Annotated in this window: 6 protein-coding genes; 1 reads left to right on the forward strand and 5 read right to left on the reverse strand. The window is 74.9% G+C overall.

Annotated elements, in window-relative coordinates:
* Nucleotides 1-627 (forward strand): class I SAM-dependent methyltransferase (locus DZG00_RS10445; RefSeq protein ID WP_147359971.1); only part of this gene is annotated, 627 nt, incomplete at its 5' end.
* A gap of 11 nt (nucleotides 628-638) precedes the next feature.
* Here DZG00_RS10445 and DZG00_RS10450 read toward each other — a convergent pair.
* The 5 genes from DZG00_RS10450 to DZG00_RS10470 form a co-directional block, all read right to left on the reverse strand.
* A complete protein-coding gene (locus DZG00_RS10450) occupies nucleotides 639-1874 on the reverse strand; it encodes a M20 metallopeptidase family protein (RefSeq protein WP_119382184.1) in 1236 nt (411 codons plus the stop codon).
* Nucleotides 1871-3178 (reverse strand): metal-dependent hydrolase family protein, encoded by a 1308-nt coding sequence (locus DZG00_RS10455; RefSeq protein WP_119382185.1) that lies wholly within the window; start codon nucleotides 3176-3178, stop codon nucleotides 1871-1873. Before DZG00_RS10455 ends, DZG00_RS10450 begins: the two co-directional genes overlap by 4 nt.
* A 55-nt stretch (nucleotides 3179-3233) precedes the next feature.
* Entirely contained in the window at nucleotides 3234-4079 is an 846-nt protein-coding gene (locus DZG00_RS10460; protein WP_119382186.1) for an ABC transporter ATP-binding protein, read from the reverse strand.
* Nucleotides 4076-5878 (reverse strand): dipeptide/oligopeptide/nickel ABC transporter permease/ATP-binding protein, encoded by a 1803-nt coding sequence (locus DZG00_RS10465; RefSeq protein ID WP_119382187.1) that lies wholly within the window; start codon nucleotides 5876-5878, stop codon nucleotides 4076-4078. Before DZG00_RS10465 ends, DZG00_RS10460 begins: the two co-directional genes overlap by 4 nt.
* A partial coding sequence (locus DZG00_RS10470) for an ABC transporter permease (RefSeq protein WP_311135916.1) occupies nucleotides 5871-6927 on the reverse strand: 1057 nt, incomplete at its 5' end. The genes DZG00_RS10465 and DZG00_RS10470, both read right to left, overlap by 8 nt.

Raw genomic sequence — 6927 nt, forward strand, 5'->3', positions numbered from 1 at the left:
AGCGACGCCATGCTGGCCCGGGTCGCCGAGCGCGCCGTCGTCGACGGGCTCGCCGACCGGATCCGCACGGTGCACGCCGACCTCGACGCCGGCTGGCCCGCGCTGCCGCCCGCCGACGTGATCTGGGCATCGCTCATGCTGCACGAGGTCGCCGACCCCGCCCGCCTCCTCGCGCGCGCCCGCGACGGCCTCGCGCCGGGCGGGATCCTCGCCGTCGTGGAGATGGACGGCCCGCCGCGCTTCCTGCCGGACGACCTGGGGCCCGGCCTCGGCCGCCCGGGCCTCGCGGACCGCCTCGACGACGCGGTCACCCACGGCGGCACGGGCGGTCCGTCGCACCCGGACTGGGCGCCGTGGCTGCGGGACGCCGGGCTGGTGGACGTCGTGACACGCACCTTCCCCGTCGACCCCGACCCGGCGGATCCGGTCGCCGCCGCCGCAACGCTCCCCTACGCACGCTCCTGGCTGGCCCGCGTCCGCGACCGCTCCGCCGACGGACTGGACGCGGACGACCGCGCGGCGCTCGACGCGCTCCTCGACGAGGACGGCCCGCACGCGCTCGCGCGGATCCCGGGCCTCGGCCTCCGCGGGACCCGCACGGCGTACGTCGGTCGTCGCCCGCGCTGAGCTGATCCGCGTCAGGCGAGCCGCGTGAGCGCCAGGTGCGCGAGCAGCGTCGCCATGTCGGCCAGCACGGCGTCGTCGAAGAGCACGTACGGCGAGTGGTTCGACGCGCACGACGCCGGGTCGACGCCGTCGGGCGACGCGCCCACCATCACGAACGCGCCCGGCACGCGCTGGAGCACGAAGGAGAAGTCCTCGGACCCCATCATCGGGTGCGGCATCGTCCCGTAGCGGTCCGCGCCGAAGAGGGCGGCGACGGCGCCCTCGACGCGGGCGATCTCGTCGGCGTCGTTGACCGTCGGCGGGTAGTGCCGGGAGAACTCCGCCGTGGTGGCGAGTCCGTGCGCGTCGCCGATGCCCTCGGCGAGCCGCACGGACTCGCGCTCGAGGATCTCCAGCGCGCCCTCGGAGTGCGCCCGCACGGTCGCGCCGAGGCCGGCCGTCTCCGGGATCACGTTGCGCGTGGCGCTGCCGTTGAGCATCGTCACGGAGAGCACGGCCGGGTCGAAGACGCTCGTCCGCCGGGCGACCATGGTCGACAGCGCCAGGGTCAGCTCGGCGATCGCCGGCACGGGGTCGGTGACCTTCCACGGCGTGGATCCGTGCCCTCCGTCCCCGCGGTAGGTGGCGTAGAAGCTGTTCGAGCTCGCCATGACGGGCCCCGGCCGCGACTGGAACACGCCGCGCTCCCCCGGGCCGACGTGGAGCGCGTAGGCCGCGACGGGCAGCGAGCCCGACGCCTCCAGCAGCCCCTCGTCGATCATGATCTCGGCGCCGCCCCAGCTCTCCTCGCCCGGCTGGAACATGAAGAGGACGTCGCCCGCGAGCTCGTCCCGCCGGCCCGCCAGGAGCCGCGCGGCGCCGACGAGACCCGCCGTGTGCAGGTCGTGCCCGCACGCGTGCATGCTGCCGTTGGTGGCCTGGTAGTCGAGGCCGGTCTGCTCGGCGAGGGGCAGCGCGTCCATGTCGCCGCGGAGCAGCACGGTCGGCCCCGGGGATCCGCCGCGGAGCACCGCGACCACGGAGGTCGTCCGGGTGCCCGTCGTGATCTCGAGCCCGAGCCCCTCGAGCGCGGCGAGCACGGCAGCCTGCGTCGCGGGCAGCACGAGCCCGGTCTCGGGCTCGGCGTGCAGCCGGCGGCGCAGCTCCTGCAGACCGGGCAGCAGCTCCGCGGCGGCGGCGCGGAGGGCGGGATCGTCCGCCGCTCCCTCGGCGCGCGCGGGCGGGGCGGTGGTGGCGTCGACGGTCATGCGGGGATCCTCGTCTCTCGGTCGGCGGTGGCCCCGGCCGCGTCGCGGTCCAGGAGGCCGATGGTGTCCTTCACGACGCGGCCCGCCTGGGCCACGACGAGCACGGTGCGCGGGTCGCCGAGGTCGGCGATGCGGGTGAGCGGGTCGACGTCGGTCACGACGAGGTCCGCCAGGCGGCCGGCCTCGAGCGTGCCGACCCGGTCGGCGATGCCGAGGAGCTGCGCGGCTGTGCGGGTGCCGGCGACGATCGCGTCCATGGGGTCCATGCCGAGCCCGACCATCCAGCCGAGCTCGCGCAGGTTCTGCCCGTGCGGGCCGACGCCCGAGTCGGTGCCGAGCGCGATGCGCACCCCGCGCTCGATGGCGTGCGCGACGTTGACCTTCGTGATCCCCGTCCACCTGGTCTTCTTCTCGTAGTGGTACGGCGCCATCCGCTCTCGGTCGATCGCCATGAAGACGGTCGAGAGGGTGGGCACGAGGAACGTGCCGCGCTCGCCCATCATGTCGATGGCCTCGTCGTCGATCCCGTAGCCGTGCTCCACGCTCGTGACGCCGCCGAGCACGGCCGCGTGGATCCCCGCCGTGCCCTGCGCGTGCGCGGCCAGCGGCTTCCCGCCGTGCCGCTCGAGCTCGTCGGCGATCGCCCGCACCTCGTCGATGCGGAGGCCCTCGTCCTCGGGGGCGTCGTGCGGGCTGCCCATGCCGCCCGTGGTGCAGATCTTGACGACGTCGGCGCCCGCGCGGACGATGCGCCGGGTCGCCCGCCGCACCTCGTCGACCCCGTCCGCGATCTCCGACATCGCCTCGGTGTGCGTGTGGATCTCGCCGCCCGGCAGGTGGAAGTCGCCGTGCCCGCCCGTGTGGCTGATCACCTTCACGGCGACGTGCAGACGCGGCCCCGGGATGAGGCCCCGCTCGACGGCGTCGCGGTACCCGGCGCTCAGGCCGCCGAGGTCCCGCGCCGTGGTGACGCCCGCGTCGAGGGTGCGGCGGATCCGGTCCGCCGTCTCGAAGGCGAGCACCGCCGGGTCGTTCGCGACGCGGTGGTACGGGCCGTCCGCGCTGTCCATGGAGAGGTGCACGTGCGTGTCGATGAAGCCCGGCAGCAGCGTGCGGCCGCCGAGGTCGACCGTGCGGGCGCCGTCGGCGGGCGGCGCCGTGGCTGCGGGTCCGGCGTAGGCGATGACGCCGGCGTCGTCGACGACGACCACGGCGTCGTCCACGGGCGGACGCCCGGTGCCGTCGATGAGGCGCGCACCGGTGAGGCGCGTTCCCGTGAGCGCGGGTGCGGGGGGTCGGGACATGGGGATCCTCTCGGATGGCGGATGGGACGGGCGCCGACGCGCGGCCGGCGCCCGGTCAGTCGATGGAGAAGCCGGGCGCGCCTGGCACGGCGGCCAGGAGCTGCCGCGTGTACGGGTGCTGCGGGTCGGAGTAGACCTGCTCGGTCGGACCCTGCTCCACGACGTCGCCGCGGTACAGCACCACCACGTCGTCGCTCACGTGCCGCACGACGGCGAGGTTGTGCGAGATGAACAGCATCGAGAGGCCGAGCTCGCGCCGCAGCCGCGCCACCAGGTTGAGGATCTCGGCCTGCACCGAGACGTCGAGCGCCGAGGTGATCTCGTCGGCCACCACGAACTCCGGCCGCACGACGAGCCCGCGCGCGATGGCGATGCGCTGCCGCTGGCCGCCCGAGAACTCGTGCGGGTAGCGGTCGATCGCGTCGGCGGGCATGCGCACCACACGCAGCCACTCCTCGATGGTCGCGCGGTGGCGGCGCACGTCGGGGTGGCGCGGATCCACCGCCTCGGCGAGCGCCTGCCCGATCGTGCGGCGCGGGTCGAGGGAGGAGTACGGGTCCTGCGGGATCATCTGCACGCGCCGGCGCATGGCGGCCCGGTCGCGGCGGCCGAGCGTCGCGGTGTCGACGCCCTGGATGCGGATGGAGCCCGCGGTCGGCGTGACCGTGCCGACGAGCGCCTTGGCGAGCGTCGACTTGCCCGACCCGCTCTCGCCCACCAGACCGACCGTGCGGCCGGCGCCGACCGTGAGGTCGACGCCCTTCAGCACGCGCACCGCCTGGGATCCGGTGCCGAAGACGACGTCGAGGCCGCGGACCTCGAGCATGGGCGGAGCGTCGGACCCGGGGGCGTCGGACCCGGTGGCCGGGCGGATGTCCGTGCGGTCGATCCGCGCGCTCATCGCGCCACCTCCTCGGTGTCGGGGACGGTCGCTGCCCCGGTGCCCCGCGCCTGCTCGGCCCGCCAGTCGACGACGGGCAGCTCGCCCACGCGCTCGGTGAGGCTGGGCGTCGCGGCGAGCAGCGCCCGCGTGTAGGGGTGAACGGCGGTCGCCGTGTCGAGCCGGTCCGCGTCGATCTCCTCCACGATCTCGCCGCCGTTCATCACGAGCACGCGGTCGCAGAGGGCGCGGACCACGCCGATGTCGTGCGAGATGAACATGACGGCCGTGCCGGTGTCCCGGTTGAGGCGCTTGAGCTCGCGGAGGATCTCCGCCTGCACGGTCACGTCGAGGGCCGTGGTGGGCTCGTCGGCGATGATCAGCTTCGGGTCGACCGACAGCGCGGCGGCGATCATGGCGCGCTGCCGCATCCCGCCGGACAGCTCGTGCGGGTGCTGCCGCAGCCGCTTCTCGGGCAGGGTGAGGTGCACGCGGCGGAGCGCGTCGAGCACGGTCGACCGGGCGGCGGATCGCGACTGCCCGCGGTGCGTGCGCAGCACCTCGGTGAGCTGCGTCCCGAGCCGGAGCGCCGGGTTGAAGGTGCTGCCGGGGTCCTGGTAGACGAGGCTCACGGTCTGGGCCATGACCCTCGGATCCACGCGGCCGAGCAGGTCGACGTCGTCGAGCCGCATGGTGCGCGCCTCCGCCTCGAGCCCGTCGGCGAGGAGCCGCGCGACCGACATGGCGGTGAGCGACTTGCCGGATCCGCTCTCCCCCACGATGCCGACGATCTCCCCGCGGGCCACCGTGAAGGAGATGCCCTTCACGAGCGGGGCGCCCGAGGCGGTGCGGACCCAGAGGTCCTCCACGCGCACCATGGCGTCGAGGCCGGGGACGAGGGTCGTGCCGGCGCCGCGCACGGAGGCGGCGGACGCGCGGCGGCCCGAGCGGGGATCCGCGGCGGCCGCGAGCCCGTCGCCCACGAGCATCGCGGCGAGCCCGGTCACCACGATGAGCACGGCGGGCCCCACGGTCTGCTCGGGTCGTCCGGCGAGCAGCGACGGCAGCGCCTCGTTGAGCAGCTTCCCGAAGTCGTACTGCGGCGACTGCACGCCGAGGCCCACGAAGGAGAGCGCGGAGATGGCCGTGAGGGACTGCGCGAACGTGGAGGCGGCGAGCACGAGGAGCGGCTCGGCCATGTTCGGCAGCATGTGGTCGGTCACGATCCGCCGGTTCCCGACGCCGAGCAGGCGCGCCGTGGAGACGTAGTCGCGCTGCGAGACCCGCGCCGCGAGGTTCGCCGTGAGCCGGGCGAAGGTGGGGATGCCGGCCACGCCGATCGCGATGACGGCGGGCACCGCGCCCGCCCCGAGGATCGCGGCCACCACGAGGGCGAGCAGCAGTCCGGGGAACGCGACCATGGCGTCGATGACGCGCAGGCACACCTCGCGGGCCCGGCGCGGCAGCAGCCAGACGGCGGTGCCCGCGGCGATCCCGACGAGCACGGCGATCACGGTCGCCCCCAGCGTCATCACGAGCGTGAGCCGCGTGGCGACGAGGCTGCGGGCGAGCATGTCGTGCCCGGCCTGGTCGGTGCCGAGCGGATGCGCGGCCGAGGGCGACGCGGCGCGCTCGGCCATCGTGTCGGCCTGCTCCTGCAGGAACATCGGCGCGACGATTCCGACGAGCACCACGGCGCCGAGGAGCACGAGGCCAGTGACGAGGCCGGGCGTCCAGTGGAAGCGGCGGGGCGTGGATCCGGGTGCCGGCGCTGCGGGTCCTGCGGCCGCGGTCGCGGCGGCGGCGGTCGTGTCAGTCATGGCGTCCTCCGAGCGTGCGCGCGTCGATGAGGCCGAGGGCCACGTCCACGAGCAGGTTGACGAGCGCGGCGATCATCCCGAGGACGAGCACCATGCCCTGGATCACGGGGAAGTCCCGGTCGAGGATCGCCTTGATGATCCCGGTGCCGAGGCCCGGCAGGGCGAACACGCTCTCGATGATGAGCGCGCCGCCGAGCATGCCGCTGAGGATCAGGCCGCTCAGGGTGAGCGTCGTGGTCAGCAGGTTGGGCAGCACGTACCTGAGGTGCAGCGGCAGCGCGCCGAGCCGCCAGCCGCGGGCGGTGCGGACGTAGTCCTCCTCGAGCACGACCTGCGTCTCGCGGCGGACCACGCGGCTGATGGTGCAGATCGGCCCGATGGCGAGCGCCGCGATCGGCAGCACGTACGCCACCGCCCCGGCGCGGGCGTTGTAGGCCGGCGGGAGGATGGGCAGGAGGCCGACCCCGAGGGCGAACAGCACCACGAGGATCGTCGCCATCACGTAGCCGGGCACCGAGTCGAGGAACCCGGTGACGGTGCCGAAGAGCGTGTCGAGCCAGCGTCGGCGGCCGCCGCGGGTCTGGACGCCGATCAGCATGCCGAGCGGCACCGCGACCACGAGCACGACGGCGATCCCGACGAGCGCGATGGTCGCCGTGAACGGCAGCCGGTTCTCGATGATGGTCGCGACGGGCTGCCGGTACTGGAACGAGGTCCCGAGGTCGCCCTGCGCCAGCTGCGCCACGTAGGCCCCGAACTGCTGGAGCACGGGCTGGTCGAGCCCGAGCTCCGTGCGCAGCGCCTCGATCTCGTCGACCGACGCGTCCGCCCCGGCGAGCGCCACCGCGGGATCGCCCGGGATGAGCTGCACGATGAGGAACGACAGGACGACGAGCGCGACGAGCGTCCCGACGAGCCCGAGGGCGCGGCGGATCGCGAAGTCGACCCAGAGGGAGCGGCCGCGGCGGGTGGTGCCGGGCCCCGCGGCGGAGCCGGCGCCCGGGGGCGCGGCGGCCGCGGCCCCTGCGGCGTGGACGGTCTCGGTGGTC

The sequence above is a fragment of the Clavibacter lycopersici genome (genome assembly GCF_003576405.1).
In the GTDB taxonomy this organism is placed as follows: domain Bacteria; phylum Actinomycetota; class Actinomycetes; order Actinomycetales; family Microbacteriaceae; genus Clavibacter; species Clavibacter lycopersici.

Coding starts and splice junctions, on each gene's coding strand:
- DZG00_RS10450 (WP_119382184.1), bottom strand. CDS start 1,874: ATGACCGTCGACGCCACCACCGCCCCGCCCGCGCGCGCCGAGGGAGCG.
- DZG00_RS10455 (WP_119382185.1), bottom strand. CDS start 3,178: ATGTCCCGACCCCCCGCACCCGCGCTCACGGGAACGCGCCTCACCGGT.
- DZG00_RS10460 (WP_119382186.1), bottom strand. CDS start 4,079: ATGAGCGCGCGGATCGACCGCACGGACATCCGCCCGGCCACCGGGTCC.
- DZG00_RS10465 (WP_119382187.1), bottom strand. CDS start 5,878: ATGACTGACACGACCGCCGCCGCCGCGACCGCGGCCGCAGGACCCGCA.